The 22,374-nt window shown below is 66.4% G+C and carries 21 protein-coding genes; 6 read left to right on the top strand and 15 right to left on the bottom strand.

Translation table 11 applies throughout. The features are described 5' to 3' along the window. Positions 1 to 124: 124 nt before the first annotated feature. Together AXYL_RS13120 and AXYL_RS13115 are read right to left on the bottom strand one after the other, a co-directional pair. Positions 125 to 589, bottom strand: a complete 465-nt coding sequence (locus tag AXYL_RS13120) for a MaoC family dehydratase (protein ID WP_013393278.1) — start codon at positions 587 to 589, stop codon at positions 125 to 127. Between the two features lie 27 nt (positions 590 to 616). Further along, a complete protein-coding gene (locus AXYL_RS13115; RefSeq protein WP_013393277.1) occupies positions 617 to 1,600 on the bottom strand; it encodes a tripartite tricarboxylate transporter substrate binding protein in 984 nt (327 codons plus the stop codon). 144 nt (positions 1,601 to 1,744) lie between these two features. Between AXYL_RS13115 and AXYL_RS13110 the strand changes: the two genes are divergently transcribed. The 3 genes from AXYL_RS13110 (at position 1,745) to AXYL_RS13100 (ending at position 6,239) form a co-directional block, all read left to right on the top strand. Then, positions 1,745 to 2,647 (top strand): LysR family transcriptional regulator, encoded by a 903-nt coding sequence (locus tag AXYL_RS13110; RefSeq protein WP_013393276.1) that lies wholly within the window; start codon positions 1,745 to 1,747, stop codon positions 2,645 to 2,647. Positions 2,648 to 2,767: 120 nt separating this feature from the next. Continuing rightward, positions 2,768 to 3,931: a CaiB/BaiF CoA transferase family protein gene (locus AXYL_RS13105; RefSeq protein ID WP_013393275.1), complete on the top strand. Its 1,164-nt coding sequence runs from the start codon at positions 2,768 to 2,770 to the stop codon at positions 3,929 to 3,931. 298 nt (positions 3,932 to 4,229) lie between these two features. After that, positions 4,230 to 6,239 carry a PEP/pyruvate-binding domain-containing protein gene (locus tag AXYL_RS13100; protein WP_049797791.1) on the top strand — a complete coding sequence of 670 codons (2,010 nt, stop codon included), beginning with the start codon at positions 4,230 to 4,232 and terminating at the stop codon, positions 6,237 to 6,239. Between the two features lie 5 nt (positions 6,240 to 6,244). Here AXYL_RS13100 and AXYL_RS13095 read toward each other — a convergent pair whose 3' ends face one another. Both AXYL_RS13095 and AXYL_RS13090 read right to left on the bottom strand, forming a co-directional pair. Further along, positions 6,245 to 7,222 (bottom strand): Bug family tripartite tricarboxylate transporter substrate binding protein, encoded by a 978-nt coding sequence (locus tag AXYL_RS13095; RefSeq protein WP_013393273.1) that lies wholly within the window; start codon positions 7,220 to 7,222, stop codon positions 6,245 to 6,247. 1 nt (position 7,223) lies between these two features. Then, a complete protein-coding gene (locus AXYL_RS13090) occupies positions 7,224 to 8,513 on the bottom strand; it encodes an amidase (protein ID WP_013393272.1) in 1,290 nt (429 codons plus the stop codon). 89 nt (positions 8,514 to 8,602) lie between these two features. Here AXYL_RS13090 and AXYL_RS13085 point away from each other — a divergent pair, with 89 nt between their 5' ends. Continuing rightward, positions 8,603 to 9,514, top strand: a complete 912-nt coding sequence (locus AXYL_RS13085) for a LysR substrate-binding domain-containing protein (protein WP_013393271.1) — start codon at positions 8,603 to 8,605, stop codon at positions 9,512 to 9,514. A 54-nt stretch (positions 9,515 to 9,568) separates the two neighbouring features. Here the strand turns inward: AXYL_RS13085 and lpdA are convergent, their stop codons facing one another. From lpdA to AXYL_RS13065, 4 genes are read right to left on the bottom strand one after another with little or no spacing between them, the layout of a single operon-like run. Further along, positions 9,569 to 10,972, bottom strand: a complete 1,404-nt coding sequence (lpdA, locus tag AXYL_RS13080; RefSeq protein ID WP_013393270.1) for a dihydrolipoyl dehydrogenase — start codon at positions 10,970 to 10,972, stop codon at positions 9,569 to 9,571. A gap of 2 nt (positions 10,973 to 10,974) precedes the next feature. Further along, positions 10,975 to 12,303, bottom strand: a complete 1,329-nt coding sequence (locus tag AXYL_RS13075; protein ID WP_013393269.1) for a dihydrolipoamide acetyltransferase family protein — start codon at positions 12,301 to 12,303, stop codon at positions 10,975 to 10,977. Between the two features lie 3 nt (positions 12,304 to 12,306). Continuing rightward, a complete protein-coding gene (locus AXYL_RS13070; RefSeq protein ID WP_013393268.1) occupies positions 12,307 to 13,350 on the bottom strand; it encodes an alpha-ketoacid dehydrogenase subunit beta in 1,044 nt (347 codons plus the stop codon). Positions 13,351 to 13,352: 2 nt separating this feature from the next. Beyond that, complete coding sequence (locus AXYL_RS13065) at positions 13,353 to 14,585, bottom strand: 3-methyl-2-oxobutanoate dehydrogenase (2-methylpropanoyl-transferring) subunit alpha (RefSeq protein ID WP_013393267.1); 1,233 nt, start codon at positions 14,583 to 14,585, stop codon at positions 13,353 to 13,355. A 273-nt stretch (positions 14,586 to 14,858) separates the two neighbouring features. On the opposite strand from AXYL_RS13065, the gene AXYL_RS13060 reads away from it, so the two are divergent. Next, positions 14,859 to 15,185 carry a hypothetical protein gene (locus tag AXYL_RS13060; RefSeq protein WP_013393266.1) on the top strand — a complete coding sequence of 109 codons (327 nt, stop codon included), beginning with the start codon at positions 14,859 to 14,861 and terminating at the stop codon, positions 15,183 to 15,185. Positions 15,186 to 15,266: 81 nt separating this feature from the next. Further along, positions 15,267 to 16,615 (top strand): IS3 family transposase gene (locus AXYL_RS34315; protein WP_085947818.1). Its coding sequence is split into 2 segments (ribosomal slippage): positions 15,267 to 15,714 and positions 15,714 to 16,615, totalling 1,350 coding nucleotides; the frame shifts between segments, so codons are not numbered across the junction. A gap of 73 nt (positions 16,616 to 16,688) precedes the next feature. Here the strand turns inward: AXYL_RS34315 and AXYL_RS13045 are convergent. The 7 genes from AXYL_RS13045 to AXYL_RS35460 all read right to left on the bottom strand — a co-directional run bounded on the left by AXYL_RS13045 (position 16,689) and on the right by AXYL_RS35460 (position 22,360). Then, positions 16,689 to 17,282, bottom strand: a complete 594-nt coding sequence (locus AXYL_RS13045) for a nitroreductase (RefSeq protein WP_041653427.1) — start codon at positions 17,280 to 17,282, stop codon at positions 16,689 to 16,691. Between the two features lie 86 nt (positions 17,283 to 17,368). Beyond that, positions 17,369 to 18,352 (bottom strand): Bug family tripartite tricarboxylate transporter substrate binding protein, encoded by a 984-nt coding sequence (locus tag AXYL_RS13040; protein WP_013393264.1) that lies wholly within the window; start codon positions 18,350 to 18,352, stop codon positions 17,369 to 17,371. Between the two features lie 176 nt (positions 18,353 to 18,528). Then, positions 18,529 to 19,344 carry an enoyl-CoA hydratase gene (locus tag AXYL_RS13035; protein ID WP_013393263.1) on the bottom strand — a complete coding sequence of 272 codons (816 nt, stop codon included), beginning with the start codon at positions 19,342 to 19,344 and terminating at the stop codon, positions 18,529 to 18,531. Then, positions 19,341 to 20,084, bottom strand: coding sequence for a FadR/GntR family transcriptional regulator (locus AXYL_RS13030; protein WP_013393262.1), 744 nt, complete (start codon positions 20,082 to 20,084; stop codon positions 19,341 to 19,343). Before AXYL_RS13030 ends, AXYL_RS13035 begins: the two co-directional genes overlap by 4 nt. Positions 20,085 to 20,168: 84 nt before the next feature. After that, complete coding sequence (locus tag AXYL_RS13025; protein ID WP_013393261.1) at positions 20,169 to 21,350, bottom strand: CaiB/BaiF CoA transferase family protein; 1,182 nt, start codon at positions 21,348 to 21,350, stop codon at positions 20,169 to 20,171. A 196-nt stretch (positions 21,351 to 21,546) separates the two neighbouring features. Further along, positions 21,547 to 21,981, bottom strand: a complete 435-nt coding sequence (cadR, locus tag AXYL_RS13020) for a Cd(II)/Pb(II)-responsive transcriptional regulator (protein WP_013393260.1) — start codon at positions 21,979 to 21,981, stop codon at positions 21,547 to 21,549. Between the two features lie 106 nt (positions 21,982 to 22,087). Next, on the bottom strand, positions 22,088 to 22,360 hold the full coding sequence (locus tag AXYL_RS35460) for a hypothetical protein (protein ID WP_013393259.1): 273 nt from the start codon (positions 22,358 to 22,360) through the stop codon (positions 22,088 to 22,090). Positions 22,361 to 22,374 lie beyond the last annotated feature (14 nt).

The following is a 22,374-nucleotide window of genomic DNA, read 5'->3' as shown; positions in this document are numbered from 1 at the left end:
GTACGTATACGTACTGGATTCAAGTATCGATTCGCCGCAGTCCGCTGTCAACGGGCGGCACGCCTTTGGAAGATAGGGAGTTTCCCGAGCAGGCGTTCCGATCCGCCCTCCCGGGAGTTGCCGGCTATTGCGCCTGGCCCTTGCGCAACAAATACTTCTGCACGCCGTCCATCACCACCTCGTCGCGCTGGTTGCGCACCAGGCTGTGCATGACCAGCACCCCGGTCGTGCGTCCGGGCAGCAGTTCCGCCACCGTCAGCGACGAATAAAGCGTGTCACCCACGAACACGGGGTTCAGGAATCGGCTGCTCTGTTCCAGAAAGCCCTTGAGGGAATCCTCCACCATGTGGGGAAACAGTCCCGCGCCCGCTGCTGTCTGGATGGCGACCTGGAAGCCGTGCGCCAGCATGTGGGGCATGCCGTGGGCGCGGCAGTATTCGACGTCGTAATGCACGGGATGATTGTCGCCGCTGGCGAGCTGGAACGCGGCGAACAGGGCATCGGTCATGGTGCGCGACGGCAGCAGGAAGACCTCGCCCACTTCGAAGTCCTCGAAGTAGCGCTGAACGCAGAGTTGGTGCTTGATCATGCTGGGTTCCTTTTGTCTTGACGGGCTTCAGTTCGCGGTCATGTGCGCGGCGCGGGCGACCTCGCCCCACTTCTTCAGTTCGCCCTGCAGGAAAGCGCTCAGCGCGGCGGGCGTCGTGTCCGGTTGCAGCACCAGCCCCATGTCGTAGGCGCGGCGCCGCAGCTCCGGATCGGCAAGCGCGGCGCGCAACGTAGCGTTGAGCTTGTCGACGACCGGCGCCGGGGTGCCCGCCGGGGCCAAGACGGCGTTCCAGGTATAGGCCTCGTAGCCCGGCACCGCTTGCGCGATGGGCGGGGTACCGGGCGTCTGCGGCAGGGGCTGCGCCATCGACGTCGCCAGCAGCCTGACCGTGCCGGCCTGGACCTGCGCCAAGCCCGTGGGTGCGCTATCGATCATGAAGTCCAGGTGTCCGCCGATGACGTCTGCCATCGCCGGCGCGCTGCCGCGGTACGGCACGTGCATGGCGCGCACCCCGGCCAGATGGTTCAGCAATTCGCCGGCCAGGTGCGGCGCGCTGCCGATGCCGGCCGAGCCGTAGTTGACCTTGCCTGGCCTGGCCTTCAGATAGGCCATGAACTCCGGCAAGGTGGTGGCCGGCACGTTCTTGTTGACCACCAGCACCAGCGGCGCCTTGGCCGCCAGGCCGACCGGCGCAAAGTCCTCCACCGTGCGGTACGGCAGGTTGGAATGGATGCTGGGATTGACCGCGTGCGCCACCGTGGTCAGCAGCAAGGTATAGCCGTCGGCCGTGGCTCGGGCCACGGTTTCCGTGCCGACCAGGGTGCCGGCGCCGGTCCTGTTCTCGACCACCAGCGCCGCGCCCAGCTTGCGGCTCCAGGTCTCCGCCAAGGCCCGCGCGAAGGTGTCGGTGGGTCCGCCCGCCGCATACGGCACCACCAGGCGTACCGGCTTGGCCGGATAGTCCTGCGCCGCTACTGCGCCCCCCGCCAGCGCGCCCGCTGCGATCACGGCGGCGCCCGCCAAGGCGCGCCAGGGAAATCCATGTTTCATGCTTGTCTCCGTTGGTCTTTTGTGTGCGGCACAATATAGAGACGAGGCCGGAACCACGAATAGTCGAAAGTTTCTTATCCGGCTTAGAGCCCTTCTAACAGCGGCCCGCCACGGCGCTGCGCCGCCCGAATCCAGGTGCCCTCCTTGCGCTACGAACTGACCGACCTGCGCGTCTTTGTCGCCATTGCCGAAGCCAAGAGCCTCACCGGCGGAGCCTCCGACCTGCACCTGACCGCGCCATCGGCCAGCTACCGCCTGAAGAACCTGGAACAGGCCATGGGCGTGCCGCTGTTCGTGCGCACCCAGAAAGGCATGTCGCTCACCGCCGCCGGCATGACCGTGCTGCGCTATGCGCAGACCATACTGGGCAACGTCGAGCGCCTGCAGGCGGAAATGCGCCGCCACACCGACGGCGTCGAAGGCCATATCCGCGTCTACGCCAACAGCAGCACGCTGAGCAGCCTGCCCAGCGCGCTGAGCCGGTTCCTGGCCGCCTATCCAAACGTCAACGTGGATCTTGAGGAGCATCTCAGCGAGGAAACCGTCAAAGCGGTGCTGGACGGCCGCGCCGACATCGGGCTGGTCGCCGGCGCCATCGAAATGCGCGGGCTGGAATTCATCAGCTACGGCCAGGACGAACTGATCTTCATCATTCCCCCGCGCCACCCGCTCAGCCTGCACCCGCGCGTTTCACTCGAAACCGCGCTGTCGCACGATCTGGTCGCCATCGGCCGCAAGAGCAGCAACTTCCTGTACCTGCAGCAAATGGCCGAACAGATGGGGCTCAAACCTCGCGTACGCGTCCACGCGCCCAACTTCGACGCCGTGCTGCGCTGCGTCCAGGAAGGCGCCGGCATTTCGCTGGTGCCGCGTTCGGTGGCGGCCCCCGCGCTGGCGCAGGGCAAGGTCGAATGCGTGCAGATCGAGGAGTCCTGGGCCATGCGCGAGCAGCGCGCGGTGATGCGCAAGCAGGACGCCCTGCCCGGGTATGCGCGCGCCTTCGTCAGCTTTGTCACCGAGCCGCGGCCGGCCCTGGGCGACGATTAGAAAACCTCGAATCCCGCTTAAAGAATATCGACTGGCCGCGCGCGGACCCCGCATTCCATAATGCATCGCCGCCGCCGGGTCCGGCACGCGCCCCGGCCCACATCCCGCTTCCAGGACGATATGACCGCAGCTACCCGCCCCCTAGACGGCATCACCGTCATCGCGCTCGAACACGCCGTCGCCGCCCCTTTCGCCAGCCGCCAGTTGGCGGACCTGGGCGCGCGCGTCATTAAAATCGAACGGCCGGATGCTGGGGACTTTGCGCGGGGCTACGACGACACCGTGCGCGGCCAGTCGTCGTTCTTCGTGTGGGCCAACCGCGGCAAGGAGAGCCTGGCCCTGGACACCAAGGCTGCAGGCGCCGCGCAAGTGCTGCGCCGCCTGCTGGGCCAGGCTGATGTCTTCATCCAGAATCTCGCCCCCGGCGCCGCGCGCCGCATGGGCCTGGACTACGAAACGCTGCGCGCGGACTTCCCCAGGCTGATCGTGTGCGACATTTCCGGCTACGGAGATGACGGTCCCTACCGGGACAAAAAGGCCTATGACCTGCTGATACAGGCGGCTTCGGGACTGATCTCCCTTACCGGCACGCCCAACTCCCCTGCCCGCACGGGCATCTCCATCGCCGACATCGCGGCCGGCATGTATGCCTATTCCGGCATCCTGTCGGCGCTCATACAGCGCGGACGCACCGGCGCGGGATTGCGCGTCGAGGTGACCATGCTGGAGGCGCTGACGGAATGGACTTCCTATGCCTTGAATTTCGCGCATTACGGCGGCACCCCGCCCGCGCGCAACGGCGTGGCGCATCCCGCGATCGCGCCCTATGGACAATACCTCGCGGGAGACGGCAAGCCGGTGATATTCGGCCTGCAGAACGACCGCGAATGGCGCAGCTTCTGCACCCACGTGCTGGAGGATCCGGCGCTGGCCGACGACGAGCGCTATGCCACCAACGTCCAGCGCGTGCGGCACCGCGAGGCGCTGGATGCGCGCATCGCGCAGTGCTTTGCCTCGCTGTCGCGCGAACAGGTGCTGGCCAGGCTGGACCGGGGCGGCATCGCCAACTCGGCCTTGAACACCATGCATGAGGTCTGGGATCACCCGCAGTTTGCCGCGCGCGGCCGCTGGCGCGACGTGGCGACGCCAGGCGGTCCCATCCAGGCGTTGCTGCCGCCCGCGACCTTGTCTGACGCAAGCGCGGCCATGGGCGCCGTGCCCGCCTTGGGGCAGCACACCGCCGCCATCCTGGCGGAATTAGGGCTGGGCGCCGACAGCGCCTGATGGCGCGCGGCGCATGGATATGCCGAAAAAAAGGAGCAGCGATAGCTGCTCCTTCAAAAGACCCTACGAAGAAACCGTCTCCATCACCGCTGTGCAGAGATGGCCGGTTTCCCGCGGCGCCGGCGGGCGCGATTAAGCCTGGGTGGTATTAAACGACATCCGCAGCCTTAAGCACATCACTGAAATTGGGTATTTTTCGCCCCCGCAGCAACTTCAACGCATGGTTGATCACATCCGGAAACAAACGCCGGCACGGCTCCGATATCATCGCCACTCCCTGCGCCCCGCCCGCCCGTTCATGCGTCCATTGCCCATCCCCCACCGCCTTGCCTGCCGCCGCCCGACCCGCCTGATCGCCCTGGTTGCGCTGACCGCGCTGGCCGCCAGCTTCGGCCCGTCCGTCCAGGCGCAGACCGCCCGCAAGCCCTCGCCCTATGAGAACGTCCGCCCGTTGAACCCCGACGAGCGCACGGCGCAGCAGACGGAGGACGCCAAGAAAGGCGGCCCGGCCTTCCTGGGCCAGATCCGGACCCAAGCCGAATTCCAGCAGCTTGCCCGGGTCTACAACCCCGGCACGCCGCTGGAGATTCCGCACGTGTTGTTCGTGATCGACCGGAAACAGGGCGGCAAGATCTACTACGTCAACACGCCGCGCTACACGCTGCACGAGAACTTCGCGCGCGAGCGGCGCCTGCTGCCCGCCGACGACAAGGCCACGCTGATCGCGCAGTACAAGGACCCGCAGCGGCGTCTGCTGTTCGGCACCCTGAGCTGGCAACACGGCCTGCCCGGCTACACCTATGAATTCTGGGAAGGCGACCGGCTCACTCCGGAACTATTGAAGCTGACCGAGGAAAAACTGCAGGCCAGTTTCTACGAACCGATACGCTTCAAGGCCAATTCCACGCTGCACGAACAAGTCGCGCAGACCGCCGGCCTGGACGCCGTGACGCAGGAATCCTTGCTGCGCGAACAGACCTTCCTGCCGCTGAACACCGGCGTCGCCCAGGGCCGGCTGCGCATCGTCGCTTCGGTGGACGACACGCCGGACCTGTCGCCGACCGATATCCTGGTGCTGGACGAAGTGCCGGTCGCGCTGCCGCCGGTGGCCGGCCTGGTCACGCAACGGCCCTCCACACTGCTGTCCCACGTCAATCTGCTGGCCAAGGGCTGGCGCATTCCCAACGCCTACGTGCGCGACGCCGTGGCGGCGCTGCGCGAGCATGACGGCCAGTGGGTCGAGCTGACCGTCACCAGCAATGGCTATCAGGTGCAGCGCATCGCCAAGCCCGAAGTCGCGCCGCCGCCCAAGGCCGCCCTGCCACTCCCCAAGCCCGACCTGACGGTCAAGGCGATCAAGCCGCTCACCGGCATGACCACGCGCGACAGCCGTCATTGCGGCGTCAAGGCGGCCAACCTGGGCGCGCTGAAGTCCGTGCTGCCGCCCGCGGCCACCGTGCCGGACGGCTTTTGCATCCCCTTTGCGCAGTACGCGGCCTTCATGGCGCGGCTGGGCGTGCCGCAACGCATCGCCGCGCTGGAGCAGCGGCCGGACTTCGCCAGCGACGCCAACGTGCGCCGCGCCGAACTGGCCGCGCTGCGCCGGGACATCATCCAGGCCCAGCCCGATCCCACGCTGGCCGCCGCCTGGCTTGAACGCTGGCAGAAGCAGTTGCAAGGGCGCGGCGTGTTCGTGCGCAGCTCGTCCAATTCCGAAGACCTGCCGGGCTTTAGCGGCGCGGGGCTCTACACCACCGTGCCCAACGTCACGCAGGCCGACGCGCTGGCGCAGGCAGTGCAAACCGTGTGGGCCTCGGTCTACAACTATGAAGCGTACGAAGCCCGGCGCGCGGCCGGCATCGGTCAGGACGGCGTGGTGATGGCGGTGCTGGTGCAACAGGCCGCGGCGTCGGAAAGCTCGGGCGTCATGATCACGCGCGATCCTTTCGACGCCTCGCGCCGCTACGTCACCTACATCTCGGCCAAGCGCGGCCTGGGCATCAAGGTGGTGGAAGGCAAGCGCCAGGCCGAACAGCTGATGTACTCCAGCTGGTCCAAGGCGGTGCAGGTGCTGAGCCGTTCCGCCGAGGACACCCAGTTGGTGGCGGACGCCGCGGGCGGCGTGCGCGAAGTGCCGATCGAAGGCACGCGCCAGGTACTGAACGATGCCCTGGTGGCGCGCCTGGCTTCTGTAGCCAGCCAGGTCAAGCAGCGCCTGGGCGGGGTGGACCAGGATATCGAATGGGCCGTGCAGGGCGACAACATCCTGATCCTGCAGGCCCGGCCGTATATCGACGGCAGCCGGTAAAGACCTTAGTCCGGGCTCGCACCCGAGGCCTGCACCACCTGCTTCCACTGCATGAACTCGGCCTGCTGGCGCGCCGCCAGCTCGGCCGGGCCGTCATGCATCATCGTCACCCCCAGCTGGTCGAACTTCTGTTGCAGCGCCTGGTCCGCCAGGACTTTCCGGATCGCCTGGTGCAAGGTGTCGATAGACGCGCGGGGCGCTTCCTTGGCGCCATAGAACGCGACCCACAGGTCGCCGCGGAAACCCGGTATGGCTTCGTTTATGGCAGGCACGTCAGGCAGCAGGGCGTTGCGCTTTTCGCTGCTGACGCCCAGCGCGCGCAGCTTGCCGGCCTTGATGCCTTCGACCGCCGAAGGCAGGCTGGCGAACAGCATGGGCACCTGGTTGCCCATCACGTCCGCCATGGCCGGCGATACGCCGCGATAGGGAATGTGCTGCATGCGCAGGCCGCCCATCTGGTCCAGCATCACGCCCAGCAGATGGTTCAGGGTCCCCGCGCCGGCCGAGGCGTACTGGTACTTTTCCGGATTGGCCTTGATCAGGGCCATGAATTCCTTCATGTCCTTGGCGGGGAAAGCGGGATTCACGCACAGCACGTTGGGCACTTCGCCCACTGCGGCGATCGGCGTGAAGTCCTTGATCGGATCGAATTTCGCGTCCTTGTAGACCCAGGGCACGATCAACTGGTTGCTGTTCGCCGTGAACAGCACGGTGTAGCCGTCCTGCGGCTCGCGCAGGAAGGCTTGCGTGCCCACCACGCCGCCGGCGCCAGGCTTGTTGATGACGACCACGGGCTGGCCGAGTTCGGCGCCGAGCTTTTCCGCCATGATGCGCGCGACGATGTCCACCGTGCCGCCGGCCGCCGTGGGCACGACGACGTTGATGGGACGGTCAGGAAAGGCCGCGTGGGCCTGCCCCAATCCCGTCACGGCCGCCGCGGCGCACAGGGCCAATATGCCCTGCCTCAGTGTCTTGAATCCCATTTCATTCCCCTTGCTGTTTCAGCAGATGATGTAACTTCCGGCCGGCCGCGAGCAAGGCTTGGTCCTCGCCCAGATCGCCGACCAATTGCAGGCCCAAAGGCAGTCCCGCGCGGCTGAACCCGGTCGGCAGGTGCAGGCATGGCCACCCCAGCACCGACCAGATCTTGTTGTATGAGGCGTCGCCGGTGTGTTCGAGCCCATGCGGCGCGGGCCCCGGCGTGCTGGGCGTAAGCACCAGGTCGGCGCCGCCATAGAGCGCATTCCAGCCGTGACGCAGCTTGGCCTGGACCGCGCGCATCTCCTGGTACTGCCCGGCGCCGATGGCCAGGCCATGCGCCACCGCCTGGCGCAGGGCGCCGCTCAAGGCGTGCCCCTGGCGCTCCAATACCGGCGCCAGGCTGCGCGCAAATTCGTAGTGCATGATCACGTCGTGCGCCTGCAGCAAGAGCGCAGTCTCGTGCTCGGCTTCCACGGTCACGCACCGCACCCCGTGCGCGGTCAGGACTGCGCGGGCGCGCTCGATCTCGGCCCGGCTCTCGGCGCACAATCCGGCTTTCGGATTGTTCAGCTGCACCGCAATGGTCAGTTGCCGCTGCTCCGCGGCGTCCGCGTCCGCGTCCGCGCCGCCGATGAGCACATCCGCAATGGCCTGGACATCCGCCACGCTATTCGCGTACCAGCCTATGGTGTCCAGCGATTCGCAGGTGAGCTTCATGCCGTCCCGGAACACGCGGCCTACGCTCGGCTTGAATCCCACCACTCCGCAATACGCGGCCGGGCGAATCATCGAGCCTCCGGTCTGCGTGCCCAAGGCGGCAGGCACCATGCCGGCCGCCACGGCGGCTGCGGAACCGCTTGAAGAGCCGCCAGGCGTATGCGCCGGCGCATGGGGATTGCGGGTGGGACCTGGCGTCCTGAAGGCGAATTCGGCGGTCACCGTCTTGCCCACGGGGATCGCGCCGGCTGCACGCAACATGCCCACGCTGCAAGCGTCGAACGCCGCCCTGCCGGTAGTCAACGCGGGCGCCCCGAAACTGGTGGGCATATCGGCCACGTCGATCACGTCCTTGATGCCGATGGGCACGCCGGCCAGCGCGCCAGCGGCATGGCGCGCCGGTTCCATCTGTTCCAGCGCCGCGACGGGCAGCACATGGCTCCAGGCGCGGATCGCCGGCTCTTGCCGGGCGATGGCCGCCAGGCTCTGGCGCGCCGCCGCGAACACCGCCGCCTCGCCGTCCCTCACCCCTTGAGCGATGGCAGTGACTGAAGCAGGAGTGGAAGCGAGGGACATGTGCGAATCCGGCAGGCCGGTTGAATGTAGCGATGCGGCATCTTAGGAACTGGACTAATCTATGTCCAATTGGTAATTTCACCTTGATTATGTCGAAATCAGAATTAATCTTCCTGGACGGCCGTCTGCTGGTCCTGTTCTGCACGCTGGCGGAAGAACTGCATTTCGCCCGCGCTGCGGCGCGCCTGTTCATGACGCAGCCGCCCCTGACGCAGCAGATCAAGCGGCTGGAAGCGATCGTCGGCGTGCCCCTGTTCGTGCGCACCACGCGCTCGGTGAAACTGACGCCCGCTGGCGAAATCATGTACGAACGGGCGCGCAAGATCGCCGCGGATACCCAGCTCATGCTGCGCCAGGCGCGGCGGACGGCGCGCGGCGAGACCGGCTCGCTGGTGATAGGCATCACGCCCAGCGCCGCGAGTTCGCCGCTGGTGTCGGCGCTCAGCCACTATCGCGATGCGCACCCGGAAGTCCGCATCGACCTGCGCGAGATGAATTCCGTGGACATGGAGCCCGCGCTGCGGTCGCGCGCCGTCGACGTGGCGCTGATGCGTCCGCATCCGCTGGACGCGGATATCGCGACCCGCGTCATCTACGAAGAGCCCCTGCGCGTGGCGCTGCGCCACGACCATGCGCTGGCGCATCAGCGCGATGTTGCGCTGGAAGAACTGCTGGAATTTCCCCTGGTGGGCTACCGCCAGGACATCTCACCGTACTTCCGCAGCATGATCCAGACGTTGTTCGCGCGTGCTCAACTGAAGCCGGAAATCGCGCAGGAAAGCGTCATTCCCACGCTGCTGACGCTGGTGGAAGCCGGCATCGGGCCGGCGCTGGTACCCCAATCATTGTCCCGGATGCGCACGGATTCATTGCGCTTCCTGCCTTTGCGCGATGTGGCGGGAGCCACGGCTCAGGTGGTGTTGGCGGCGTTGCGCGACCAGGGCAATCCTGCGGTGGAGGGATTCAGCGCCGCCTTGGCGCAAGCCGTAGCCCCTCGCTAGGCAAACGCCCAGGCCTTCGACGGAACGCCGCACGAGCGCGGCGTTCCGCGGCTCCTAGATGTGCAGCGCGTGACCCAGCGCCTTGAGCGCCGCTTCCTGCACCGCTTCACCCAGGGTCGGGTGCGCGTGGATGGTGCCCGCCACGTCTTCCAGCGTGGCACCCATTTCCAGCGACTGGCCGAAGGCCGTCGACAGTTCCGACACGCCACGCCCCACCGCTTGCCAGCCCAGGATCAGGTGGTTGTCGCGGCGCGCGACCACGCGCACGAAGCCGTCGGTGGATTCCAGCGTCATCGAACGCCCATTGGCGGCAAACGGGAAGGACGCCGTCAGGCAATCCAGGCCAGCGCTTTCCGCCTCATTGGGCGACAGGCCCGCCACCACGACCTCGGGATCGGTGAAGCAGACCGCCGGAATCGACGCCGGCTGGAAATGCCGGCGCTTGCCCGCCACCAACTCGGCCACCATCTCGCCCTGCGCCATGGCGCGGTGCGCCAGCATGGGCTCGCCAGCGATATCGCCGATGGCCCAGACGTCGCGCATGGAGGTGCGGCACTGGTCGTCGATGCGCAGCGCGTTGCCCTTGCGGTCCAGCTGCAGGCTTTCCAGCCCCCAGTCCTGCGTGCGCGGACGCCGTCCCACCGCGATCAGCACGCGGTCGGCCGGCAACAGCGTTTCGACGCCGGCCGCATCCTGCACCCGCACCGCATTGCCGGCGCCGTTCAGGCCCAGCACCTTGCGCCCCAGATGCAGATCCACGCCCATCTTCGTCAGCGCGGCTGCCACCGGCTTGGTGAGTTCGGCGTCGTAGGTCGGCAGGATGCGGTCCTGCGCTTCCACCACCGCCACTTCGGCGCCGAGCTTGCGGTACACGGTGCCGAGTTCCAGGCCGATGTAGCCGCCGCCCACCACCACCAATTGCTTGGGGATGCTGGTCGGCGACAGCGCCTCGGTGGACGACACCACCATGCCGCCGAAAGGCATGGACGGCAGCGGCGTGGGCTCGGAGCCCGCCGCCAGCAGCAGGTGTTCGCACTGGATGCGGATGACGCCGGATTCGCCGCTGTCCACTTCCACCGTCTTGCCGTCCAGCAGCCGGGCCCAGCCGCGCACCACTTCCACACCGTTCTTCTTCAGCAGCGCGGCCACGCCGCCGGTCAGTTTGCCGACGATGCCGTCCTTCCAGGCCACGGTCTGGGCCAGGTCGATGGCGGGCGCCGACACCGAAATGCCCAGTGCCGACTTGCCGGCGTAATGGCGCGCCTTGTCGAATTCCTCGGCCGCGTGGATCAGCGCCTTGGAGGGGATGCAGCCGATGTTCAGGCAGGTGCCACCCAACTGTGCGCCTTCGACCAGGATGGTCGGCACGCCCAGTTGGCCAGCGCGGATGGCGGCGACGTAGCCGCCGGGGCCGCCGCCGATCACCAGCAAAGTCGTAGTCTTAGTGATCTGGCTCATGCTTACTCCACGAAAAGCAGCGCGGGTTGTTCCAGCAGCGCGCGCACCGCCTGGATGAAGCGCGCCGCGTCCATGCCGTCCACCACGCGGTGGTCGAAGGACGACGACAGGTTCATCAACTTGCGCGCCACCACGGCGCCATTGCGGATGGCGGGCCGCTCGACGATGCGGTTCACGCCCACGATGCCGACCTCCGGATGGTTGATCACCGGCGTGGTGACGATGCCGCCCAGCGGGCCCAGGCTGGTGATGGTGATGGTGGACCCCGACAGTTCGTCGCGGCTGGCGCTGCCCGTGCGCACCGCCTCGGCCAGGCGGACGATCTCGGCCGCCATGGACCAAAGATCGCGCGCCTCGGCGTGGCGCATGACCGGCACCATCAGCCCGCCGTCGCTTTGCGTGGCGATGCCGATGTGGACCGCGCCGTAGCGCGTGACCACGCCGCCTTCGTCGTCGTAGCGCGCGTTGATCTGCGGGAAATCGCGCAACGCCACCACCATGGCGCGCGCCAGCAGCGGCAACAGCGTGAGCTTGCCGCGCGAGGCGCCCCATTTCTGGTTGAGGCTGGCGCGCAGCTCTTCCAGTTCGGTCACGTCGATTTCCTCGACGTAGCTGAAGTGCGGGATGCGGCGCTTGGACTCGGCCATCTTCTGCGCGATCTTGCGGCGCAGGCCGATGACCGGCACGTTTTCCTCGTCGTTGCGCTCGGCGTAGGCCACGCCGCCGCGGGCTTGAGCGCCCCCGCCCTGCCCTTGCAGGTAGGCGTCCAGGTCTTCGTGCAGGATGCGGCCGGCCGGGCCGCTGCCTTGCACGTAGCGCAACTCGATGCCCAGGTCCCAGGCGCGCTTGCGCACGGCCGGCGAGGCCAGCGGCTTGTCGCCGGGCTGGCGCGCGACGGCGGCGGGCGCCTGGCGCGCGGGCTGGGCCGGCGACTGCGCGGACGGTTTGACGGGCGCGGCGGCCTCGGCGGCAGCCTTCGGCGCCGGCGCGGGCTGCGGTGCGGGCGCGGCGGCAACAGGCTGCGTCGCAGCGGGAGCCGCGACAGCCTTGGCCGGCGCTGCATCCGCGCCCGGCTTCAGGTTGCCCTCGCCTTCCACTTCCAGGCGGATCAGCTCGCCGCCCACGGCCATGACCTGCCCCACATCCCCGCCCAGCGCGACCACGCGACCGACCACCGGCGCGGGGATCTCGACCGTGGCCTTGTCCGTCATGACGTCGGCCAGCGGCTGGTCCTCGGCCACCATGTCGCCGATCTTCACGTGCCAGGCGACCAGTTCTACTTCCGCGATGCCTTCGCCGATGTCGGGCATCTTGATGACATGAATACCCATCTCTCAACCCTCCATCGCGCGCTTGAACGCTTCGCCAACCCGGCGCGGGCCGGGGAAGTACGCCCATTCCTGCGCGTGGGGATACGGCGTATCCCAGCCGGTCACGCGCTCCACGGGCGCCTCCAGATGATGGAAGCAGTGTTCCTGCACCAGCGCAATCAGCTCGGCGCCGAAGCCGCAGGTGCGCGTGGCCTCGTGCACCACCACGCAACGGCCGGTCTTCTTGACCGAGTTGACGATGGCGTCCAGGTCCAGCGGCCACAGGCTGCGCAGGTCGATGACCTCGGCGTCGATGCCGGTTTCCTCGGCGGCCGTCAGCGACACGTGCACGGTGGTGCCGTAGGTCAGCACGGTCAGCGCGTTGCCGGGCCGCACGATGGCGGCCGTGTCCAGCGGCACGGTGTAGTAGCCGGTAGGCACCACACTGCCCGGACGTCCGGTCCAGGGCGTGACGGGCCGGTCGTGGTGGCCGTCGAACGGACCGTTGTAGAGCCGCTTGGGCTCCAGGAAGATGACCGGATCGTCGTTCTCGATGGCCGCGATCAGCAGGCCCTTGGCGTCATAGGGATTGGACGGCATCACCGTGCGCAGCCCGCAGACCTGCGTGAACATGGCCTCGGGGCTCTGGCTGTGCGTCTGTCCGCCGTAAATGCCACCGCCGCAAGGCATGCGGATGGTCATGGGCGCGACGAATTCGTTGACCGAGCGGTAGCGCAGGCGCGCAGCCTCGGACACGATCTGGTCCGAAGCCGGATAGAAATAGTCGGCGAACTGGATCTCGCAGACCGGACGCAGGCCGTAGGCGCCCATGCCCACCGCCACGCCGACGATGCCGCCTTCGGAGATGGGCGTGTCAAACACGCGCGAGCTGCCGTACTTGGTCTGCAGGCCTTCCGTGCAGCGGAACACGCCGCCGAAATAGCCCACGTCCTGGCCGAACACCACGACATTGTTGTCGCGCTCCAGCATCACATCCATGGCCGAGCGCAAAGCCTGGATCATGGTCATCGGCGCAGAGGCCGGACCAGCGTTGTTATCGATAGCCATGATCAGACTCCGAGCTGCTGACGCTGCCGGCGCAGATGCTCCGGCATGTCCTTGTAGACGTCTTCAAAGATGCTGGCGGCGCTGGGGACGTGACCGTCCACCAGGGTGCCGTAGCTTTCCGCTTCCTTCTGCGCCGCCAGGATCTCGGCGTCGAGCTCGGCCTTGACGGCTTCATGCTCCTCGTCGGACCAGATGCCCAGCAGGATCAGGTGCTTCTTGAAGCGCGCGATCGGATCGCCCAGCGGGAAGTGGCTCCAGTCGTCGCCGGGACGGTACTTGGAGGGATCGTCGGAGGTCGAGTGCGGGCCGGCGCGGTAGGTGACCCATTCGATCAGGGTCGGCCCCAGGTTGCGGCGGGCGCGTTCGGCGGCCCAGCTCGAGGCGGAATAGACCGCCAGGAAATCATTGCCGTCCACCCGCAGCGACGCGATGCCGCAGCCCACGCCGCGGCCCGCGAAGGTCGCGCCTTCGCCGCCGGCAATCGCCTGAAAGGTGGAGATGGCCCACTGGTTGTTGACCACGTTGAGGATGACCGGGGCGCGGTAGACGTGCGCGAAGGTCAGCGCGGTATGGAAGTCGGCCTCGGCGGTGGCGCCGTCGCCGATCCAGCCGGAGGCGATGCGGGTGTCGCCCTTGATGGCCGAGGCCATGCCCCAGCCCACCGCCTGGATGAACTGCGTGGCCAGGTTGCCCGAGATGCTGAAGAAGCCGCGTTCACGATCGGAGTACATGACCGGCAGCTGGCGGCCCTTGAGCGGATCGCGTTCGTTGGACATCAGCTGGCACATCATGGTGACCAGCGAGACGTCGCGCGCCAGCAGGATGCTTTGCTGGCGGTAGGTCGGAAAGCACATGTCGCCCTGTTCCAGCGCCATGGCGTGGGCGGTGCCGATGGCTTCTTCGCCCAGGCTCTGCATGTAGAAGGAGATCTTCTTCTTGCGCTGGGCGGTCAGCATGCGCGCATCGAAGAGGCGCGTCTTCAGCATGTTGCGCATGCCGGCGCGCAGCTGCTCGTGGCTCAGTTCCGGCGCCCAGGGCCCGACCGCGCTGCCGTCGTCGGCGATCACCCGGACCAGGCTGTAGGCCAGTCCGCCGGTATCGACCGCGGCAACATCAATGGGGGGTTTGGGCACATCGCCGGGCGGCGACAGGTGCAGATAGGAAAAGTCGGTCTTGCAACCCGGGCGGCCGGTAGGCTCCGGGACGTGCAACTTCAACGGCCCATATTGGCTCATGTATTGTCTCCACGCTTGATCGTGTCATGCGCATTCTTCTTACCAAGACACTGCCCAAGGGGGTGACCTCGGACATTGCCATCGTCGGCCCGTGCAAAGGGATGAACATGCAAGGCCGGGAGCCAGAGTAGCACAGGGCGCGGCCCCGAGACAGGGGCCGCGGCGGGCCTCGCTATCGGCGGTGGCCGAGGGTCGCGTGGCGCGTGCGGGGATCGCGGCAGCGGCAGCAGGCGGCGTCATATACTGCCTGTCCCTGATACGCTGGAAACCGACGTGCCCCGATCGACCGCCTCGAAATGGTTCAGCTGGACCGGCATCGTGTTCGCCGCGCTTTACCTCGCCATCGTCATCCTCTGCATCGCCGCCGCGCTCTCGGCCGACGGTGACGACAAAGGACGATTCGTCTTGCTGCAATTGCCGCTGGCGCTGCAACTGGCGCTGCTGCATGAATTGAACCTGGACCGCCTGCTGGGCGACCTGTCCTGGGTCGGCGGCTACCTGCTGATCGGGCTGCCGACGCTGGCCCTCTTCTACTTCGCAGGCTGGGGCCTGGAGCAGCTCGTGCGCGCGGCGTTCCGGCCGATCGCGGGCCGGCGCTAGACAAGCGCCTCATGAAAAAAACCGGCCTATTGAACTGACCCCCGAAAGTTGGACGTAGATCCAACCTTCGGGGGTTTTTACATGACGAAGTACGACGAGCGCTTTAAGCTGCGCGCGGTCAAGAAATGTTTATCAGGGCAACACAGTATTGAGTTGATTGCTGCTGAACTGCAGGTCGACTACTCGATGCTGCGGCGTTGGGTGTCGGGTTTTCAGATCCATGGGCGCGCGGCCTTGGCCAAGAAGTCCGGTCACTATGACGCGCAGTTCAAGCTGAGGGTGTTGAAGCACGCCGAGCGGGAGGGGCTGTCAGACCGAGAGGTGGTCGCGCTCTACGATATTCGGTCAGCGGGTTCGATAGGCCAATGGCGCGCTCAGTATCATAAGCATGGTATTGGGGCGTTGGAGCCCCAGCCGAGAGGACAACGCGCCATGCCACATAAGTATCCCCCCGAGCCAGTGCCCAAAGACATGACCGAGGAGGAGCTACGCGAAGAGGTCGCGAACCTGCGAGCGGAGCTGGACTACCTAAAAAAGCTCGATGCCTTGATCGAAGCGGAAAAGACCCAAGCGCTCGTTGCAAAGCGCAAGTGGTCCAAGAATTGAGGCATAAGCATCCGCTGGAACGGTTGCTGCGCGCAGCCAAACTGTCGCGCAGCACGTTCTACTATCACCTGAAGGCGCAGGGCGCTGCCGATCAGTACGCTGATTTGAAGGCACGCATCAGTGCGGTCTATGCACGCCACAAGGGCCGCTACGGCTATCGCCGGATCACGGCCGCGTTACGCCAGGCGGGGGAATTAGTGAATCACAAAACGGTACAGAAGCTGATGCAGAGGCTGGGCCTGAAGTCGTTGGTGCGAGTCAAAAAGTACCGCTCTTACCGAGGCCAGTCGCATCACGTGGCGGCCAACGTGCTGGCGCGCGACTTCGTTGCTGAGCGGCCGAACCAAAAGTGGGTTACCGATGTGACCGAGTTCAAGGTACGAGGCGAAAAGCTGTATCTGTCGCCGGTCATGGACCTGTATAACGGTGAGATCGTGGCCTATGAGACCAGCCAACGGCCAGTGTTCAAGCTTATTGGCACCATGGTGAAGAAAGCGCTGGCGCGGCTCAAGCCCACCGACAGCCCCATCCTGCACTCAGACCAGGGCTGGCAGTATCAACATCCCCAATACCGCCGCATGCTGGCAGATCGGTCGCTTACCCAAAGCATGTCGCGCAGGGGAAATTGTCTGGACAACGCCGCCATGGAGAGCTTCTTTGGCACGTTGAAGTCCGAATTCTTCCACCTGAATCGCTTCGAAAACGTCGCGCAGTTACAGGCGGGCATCCGCCAGTACATCCGTTATTACAATCACGAACGCATCAAACTCAAGCTAAAAGGCCTGAGTCCGGTGCAGTACCGAGCTCAGGCCTTCGGGCTTTAGCTTCTGATCATCCAACTTCTGGGGGTCAGTTCATATGGCCGGTTTTTCGTATGGAGCAGTGAGGCCCGCGGCCTCAAACGGGACCGGTCCACTCCGTGACGAACTCGCGGTAGTCCGGGCGGTTGGCGGGCGGCACGGCGCAAGCCGGCGTGCCTATCGCCAAAAAGCCCAGGAAACGGTAGTCCAGCGCGTCCAGGCCCAGCGCGTTCTGCACGTCTTCCACGTAGGTGCCGATGCCGGTGCTCCAGAACGCGCCGTAGCCCAGCATGTGCACGGCGTTCAGCAGGTTCATGGTGGCGGCGCCGGTGGCCAGCAGCTGTTCCTGTTCCGGGATCTTGGTGTTGTCGTGCGCGATCTTCTGCGCCACCGCCACGAACAGGGGCACGCCGGCCATCCACTCGCGCACGGACTTTTCCTTTTCCGGCGTCATGCGCGGATCGCCGCTGCGCTTGACGGCGTCCAGCGCCAGATCGGCCAGCTTGCCGATGGCCTCGCCCTGGATCACCACGAAGCGCCAGGGACGCAGGGCGCCATGGTCGGGCGCCGACATGGCCGCCTGCAGGATCTGTTCAAGTTCCTCGGGCTTGGGCGCCGGGGCGCGGAGGAACTTGAAGGAACGGCGCGTATTCAGGGCGTGCAGCGGGGTGGCGGTCTGGGTTGTGGTCATCGGATCTGGCGTCAATGAGAAAGAAACACAATTCATATTACGCCACTCCGCTGCCGCGGACCGTCATCCCCCCGGACCGCCAGAGGTCATTCGATCTGGATGCCGACTTCCTTGATGACGCTTGCCCAGCGCGCCAGCTCCGCGTTGACGAACTGGCCCAACTCGGCCGGGCTGCTGGCGCCGGGCGTCGCGCCCTCGCCCTTGAAGCGGGTCTGCAAGGCCGGCACGGCCAGCGAACGCGCCACCGCCTGGTTCAGCACTGCGACCACGGCGTCCGGCGTGCCCTTGGGCGCCATCAGCGCATTCCAGGTGTTGATCTCGTAGCCCTTGAACATGGGGTCCTCGGCCACCGTGGGCACGTCGGGCAGTTCCGCCGAACGGTCGCGCGTGGTCACGGCCAAGGCGCGCAGCGCGCCGGCGCGGACCTGCGGCAAGGCCGCCGGCAAGGTGGCGAAGCTGAACTGGGTTTCACCGCTCATGACCGAGGAATTGGCCAACGATCCGCCGCGGTACGGCACGTGCTGGATCTGCACCTTGGCCTCCGAGGCGAACATGGCCCCGGCCACGTGCACCGGCGAGCCGTTGCCGCTGGAGGAATAGTTCAGGTCGCCCGGCTTCTCGCGCGCCAGCTTGACCAGGTCGGCCACCGACGCCACCGGCAGCTTGGGATTGGCGACCAGTACCAGCGGGATCGAGGCAATCATGCTGACCGGCGTGAAGCCGCCCACCGGGTCGTAGCCCAGCGACTTCTTGTACACGACCGGGTTGATGCCGTGGCTGGACACGGTGGCCATGAACAGGGTGTAGCCGTCGGGCGCGGCCTGCTGCACGGAGGCCGCGGCGATGTTGCCGGCGGCGCCGGCCTTGTTCTCGATGATGACGGGCTGTTTGAGCTCCTTGCTCAACTGCTCGCCCAGCGCGCGCGCCAGGATGTCCGTGGTGCCGCCGGCGGCGTAACCCACCACGATGCGCACCGGCTGACTGGGATAGGCCCCCTGCGCATGCAGCGGCGCCGCGCACAGCCACACTGCCAGGCCCGCCAGGCCTGCCCTCAGATGAACCGCTTTCATGTCTGTCTCCTCGTCGCCGCGCTTGTTGCGCGGTCTATGGCCTGGCCGTCCCCGATGGGATCGGTGGCCGGGTTGATCCGGTCCGCGCGCGGATTCCGGACGCAAGCCTCCCCCGGCCGCGCCGGCAACGGCGCGGACCTGCAAGCCGCGTAGGGAATCCGGCCCGCGGCCGGAAATCAGGTGCCGGTGAACACCGGCGCTCTCTTTTCCGCGAACGCCTTGCGGCCTTCGCGGTAGTCATTGCTTTCGAAACACGCCAGCACCAGCCGGCGCATGCCTTCCACATCGACCTTCGGCCCCAGTTGCTGGAGCTGGCGGATCATCTTCTTGCCGGCGCGCAGCGTCAGCGGCGCGTTGGCCTGGATCTGGACCAGCATGGTCTCCAGCACCTGCGGTAATTCTTCCACCGGCGCCACCTTGCGGATCAGGCCCAGTTCCTTGGCCTGATGGGCGTCGTAGCGCGCGGCGGTCAGGAATATCTCCAGCGCATTGGCCGGGCCGACCGCGGTCACCAAATTGCGGATCGCGGTCAGGCGGTAGCCCAGGCCCAGCTTGCCGGCGGGGATCGCGAAACTGCTGTTGTCGGAAGCGATGCGGATGTCGCAGCACAGGGCGATGTTCAGGCCGCCGCCGATGCAATAGCCCTGGATGTAGGCAATCGTGGGTTTGTCATAGTCATACAGCGCCAGTTGCGCGGTTTCGGCGACGCGCTCGTATTCGACCACCGCGTCTTCGCCGCTGCGCAACGTATCGAACTGCGAGATGTTCGCGCCGCTGACAAAGGCCTTGCCGCCCGCCCCCTGCAGCACCACCGCCCGGATCTCCGGGTCCTGGCGGAAGGCTTCCAGCACCACGGGCACGGCCTCCCACATGGCGAACGATACGGCGTTGTGCCGCTGCGGATCGTTGAAGGTCAGCCAACCTATCGCGCCGCGCTTCTCGGCCACGATGTTGTCGGTGATGTCGCCCTGCAGGATGCGTTGGATATTCACGGTTGCTTTCCTTGTATGACGGTCTGGTGCCGTTGGATGCCATTGGTCAGGTGGGCGCGCATGGCAAGGCGCGCGGCCTCGCTGTCGCCAGCCACGATGGCGTCGAAGATGCGGTGGTGTTCGCGTTCGATTTCCGGCACGCGCTCGGTGCCGGCGCTGGTGTAGCGCAGCGTGCGCACGGCGCCGCGGAACACGTGGCGCAGGTGCGCCAGCAGGCGCACGAAGTAAGGGTTGTTGGTGGCCTCGCCCACGGCCATGTGGAAGTCCAGCGCATGGTCGGCGCCGGCCTGCCAATCGTTGCCTGCCGCGTCGACCCGTTGCAGGGCCTGGCGCAGGGTTTCGATCTGTTCGGGGGTGCGATGCAAGGCCGCCTGCGCCGCCGCGCCAGACTCCAGTTCCACGCGCAGCTGGAAGATGTGCGCCAGCGGCTCGGGCTGGAGCAGATCTTCGGGCGCGATCTCGAAGTTGCGCGTGCCCACGTCCTGCGCCACGAAGGAACCCACGCCGCGCCGCGTATCGACATAGCCCGACAGCTTCAGCCGCGCGATCGCCTCGCGCACCACGTTGCGGCTGACGGCGAACATCTGCGCCAGCTCGAATTCCGTGGGCAGGCGCTGGCCTGGCTCGAATTCGCGCGCCACGATCTTCTGGCGGATCTGCGAGGCGATCTCGTCCGGCAGATTATCGGGGCGTCCCAGGCTGGTAAAGACCTGGTCGGCGGTGGTGGGTTGGGCATTCATGTCTGGGCTGTCTCCGTCTGGGCCGCCGGATACGCGGGCGGCCTTGGCGGCGATATTATGGCTTGGAGCCTGGGCCTGCGGCCCTCAGATGACGCCCTCGCGGGCCAATTGCTGCAAGTCGGCCTGCGCCAGGCCCAACATGCCGCCATAGACGTCGCCGTTGTGCTGGCCGCGTTCCGGCGCGGGCGCCATCTCTCCGGGCGCCGAACGGCTCAGGATCATGGGCTGCCCCACCACCGAAATCGGTCCCAATGAGGGATGCCGGATCTCGCGGCTCAGCCCCAGGTGCTGCACCTGCGGATCCTGGAAGGTCTGGTCCATGCCCAGGATCGGGCCGCAAGGCACGCCCTCCTTGTTCATCAGTGCAATCCACTCGGCGGTGCGCCGGGTGCTGGTGCGCGCGCCGATGGCCGCGTTCAGCGCCGGGCGGTTGCGCGCCCGCAGCGGCACGGTCAGGAAACGCTCGTCCTCGATCAGTTCCGGCAGTTCCAGCACGCGGCACAGCCGCGCGTAGATGTCGTTGCCCATGGCCGCGATATTCATATAGCCGTCGCTGGTGGGGAACACGCCGGTCGGGCTGCTGGTGGGATGGTCGTTGCCGCTCTGACCCGGCACCTCGCCGTTCATCAGCCAGCGCATCGCCTGGAAATCCATCATCCAGACTTGGGATTGCAGCAGCGAGGTCTGCACCCACTGCCCCTGCCCCGAGACCTCGCGCTCCAGCAGCGCGATGAAGATGCCGATGGCGCAGAACAGGCCGGAGGTCAGGTCCGCCACCGGAATCCCGGCCCGCATGGGGCCGCGGCCGGGCTCGCCGGTTACCGACATCAAGCCGCCTATGCCCTGCGCGATCTGGTCCAGTCCCGGCCGTCCGGCATAAGGGCCGTCCTGGCCGAAGCCGGAGACGCTGGCGTAGACGATGCGCGGATTCACCTGACGCAGCGTCTCGTAATCGATGCCCAGCTTGAACTTGACGTTGGGCCGGTAGTTTTCCACCACCACGTCGGCCTGGCGCACCAGGTCCAGGAACAGCGCCCGGCCCTGCGGATGCTTCAGGTTCAGCGTGACGCTGCGCTTGTTGCGGTGGGTGTTCTGGTAGTCCGCGAACTGGGCCGAGCCGCCCGGCTTGTCGTCCTGCTCGTCGCTTGGCTCCTCGATCTTGATGACGGTGGCGCCCCAGTCCGCGAACTGGCGCACGGCGGCGGGACCCGAGCGCACCCGCGTCAGGTCCAGGACGGTGAATCGGCCCAAGGGCTTGGAGTCCATGCTTGTCTGCCTCTCTGTTCGGCGCTGCTGGTCGAGGACCGCGGCTGCCTTGGCTTTATTTGTTGGATGTTGGACATCTTACATGTCGAATTTGAGCGCAACAAGACACCGCCGCAGTTTTTCGCGGCGGGTTTTCCCTAGCGTCTTGCTTGCACGGGCCGGTATCCGCCCTCAGTCGTATCCACCCAAGCGACGTTCAGCCCAGGTGCGTGTGGCGTTCCTGGCGCTCTTCGACCTGCATTTCACTCAGGCCATGCAGGATGCCGCAGTCTTCCGCATCGGGCCGGGCCGACAGGCAGCGCTGGCGCAGTTCGGTGAGCTGGGTCTTGAGCTGACTCAGTTCGGCGATGCGCTCATCCACGTGGGAGATGTGCTCGTCGAACAGTTCATTGATGGGGCCGCAACCGCTCTGGTGGTTGTCCGCCAGCGACAGGATGGCGCGGATCTCGTCCTGCGTCATATCCAGCGCACGACAGTTGCGGATCAGCCGCAACCGTTCCAGGTGCGGCTGGCCATAGCTGCGGTAGTTGTTCAGCCCCCTTTCCGGGGCCGGCAACAGCCCTTCTTTCTCGTAATACCTGACGGTCTCGACCGTGGTTCCGGCCGCCGTGGCCAATTCGCCGATACGCATCGCTGCCTCCCGGATCGCATCCGATTGATATAGGGGGTTGACCCTATAGTAACTCCAAGGTGTGGAATAGCGTCACCAGCTTATTTCAAGGCAGAGGACGATGTCTTTACCTCCGGTCAAAAAACACGAACATAGGCCCACCGGCCAAGGCGGCGGCGGCTGCTGCGCGCACGATGAACACGATGCTCCCGCCCGGAACGCCCGGGCTGCTGCCGGACATGAACATGCCGGACACGACCACACGGGCCACGGTCACGCGGATCACAGCCACGCGGGCCATGATCACAGCCACGACCGCGCCGGCCATGATCACGCCCACGATCACAAACATGACCACAGCCATAAGCACGATCACGGCGGCGACGCCTGCTGCGGCCATGGCGACGGCCAGCC

This window comes from Achromobacter xylosoxidans A8, assembly GCF_000165835.1.
In the GTDB taxonomy this organism is placed as follows: domain Bacteria; phylum Pseudomonadota; class Gammaproteobacteria; order Burkholderiales; family Burkholderiaceae_B; genus Achromobacter; species Achromobacter xylosoxidans_B.
Note: the sequence above shows the minus strand (reverse complement) of the source record. Positions and strands in the feature narration are given on the sequence as shown.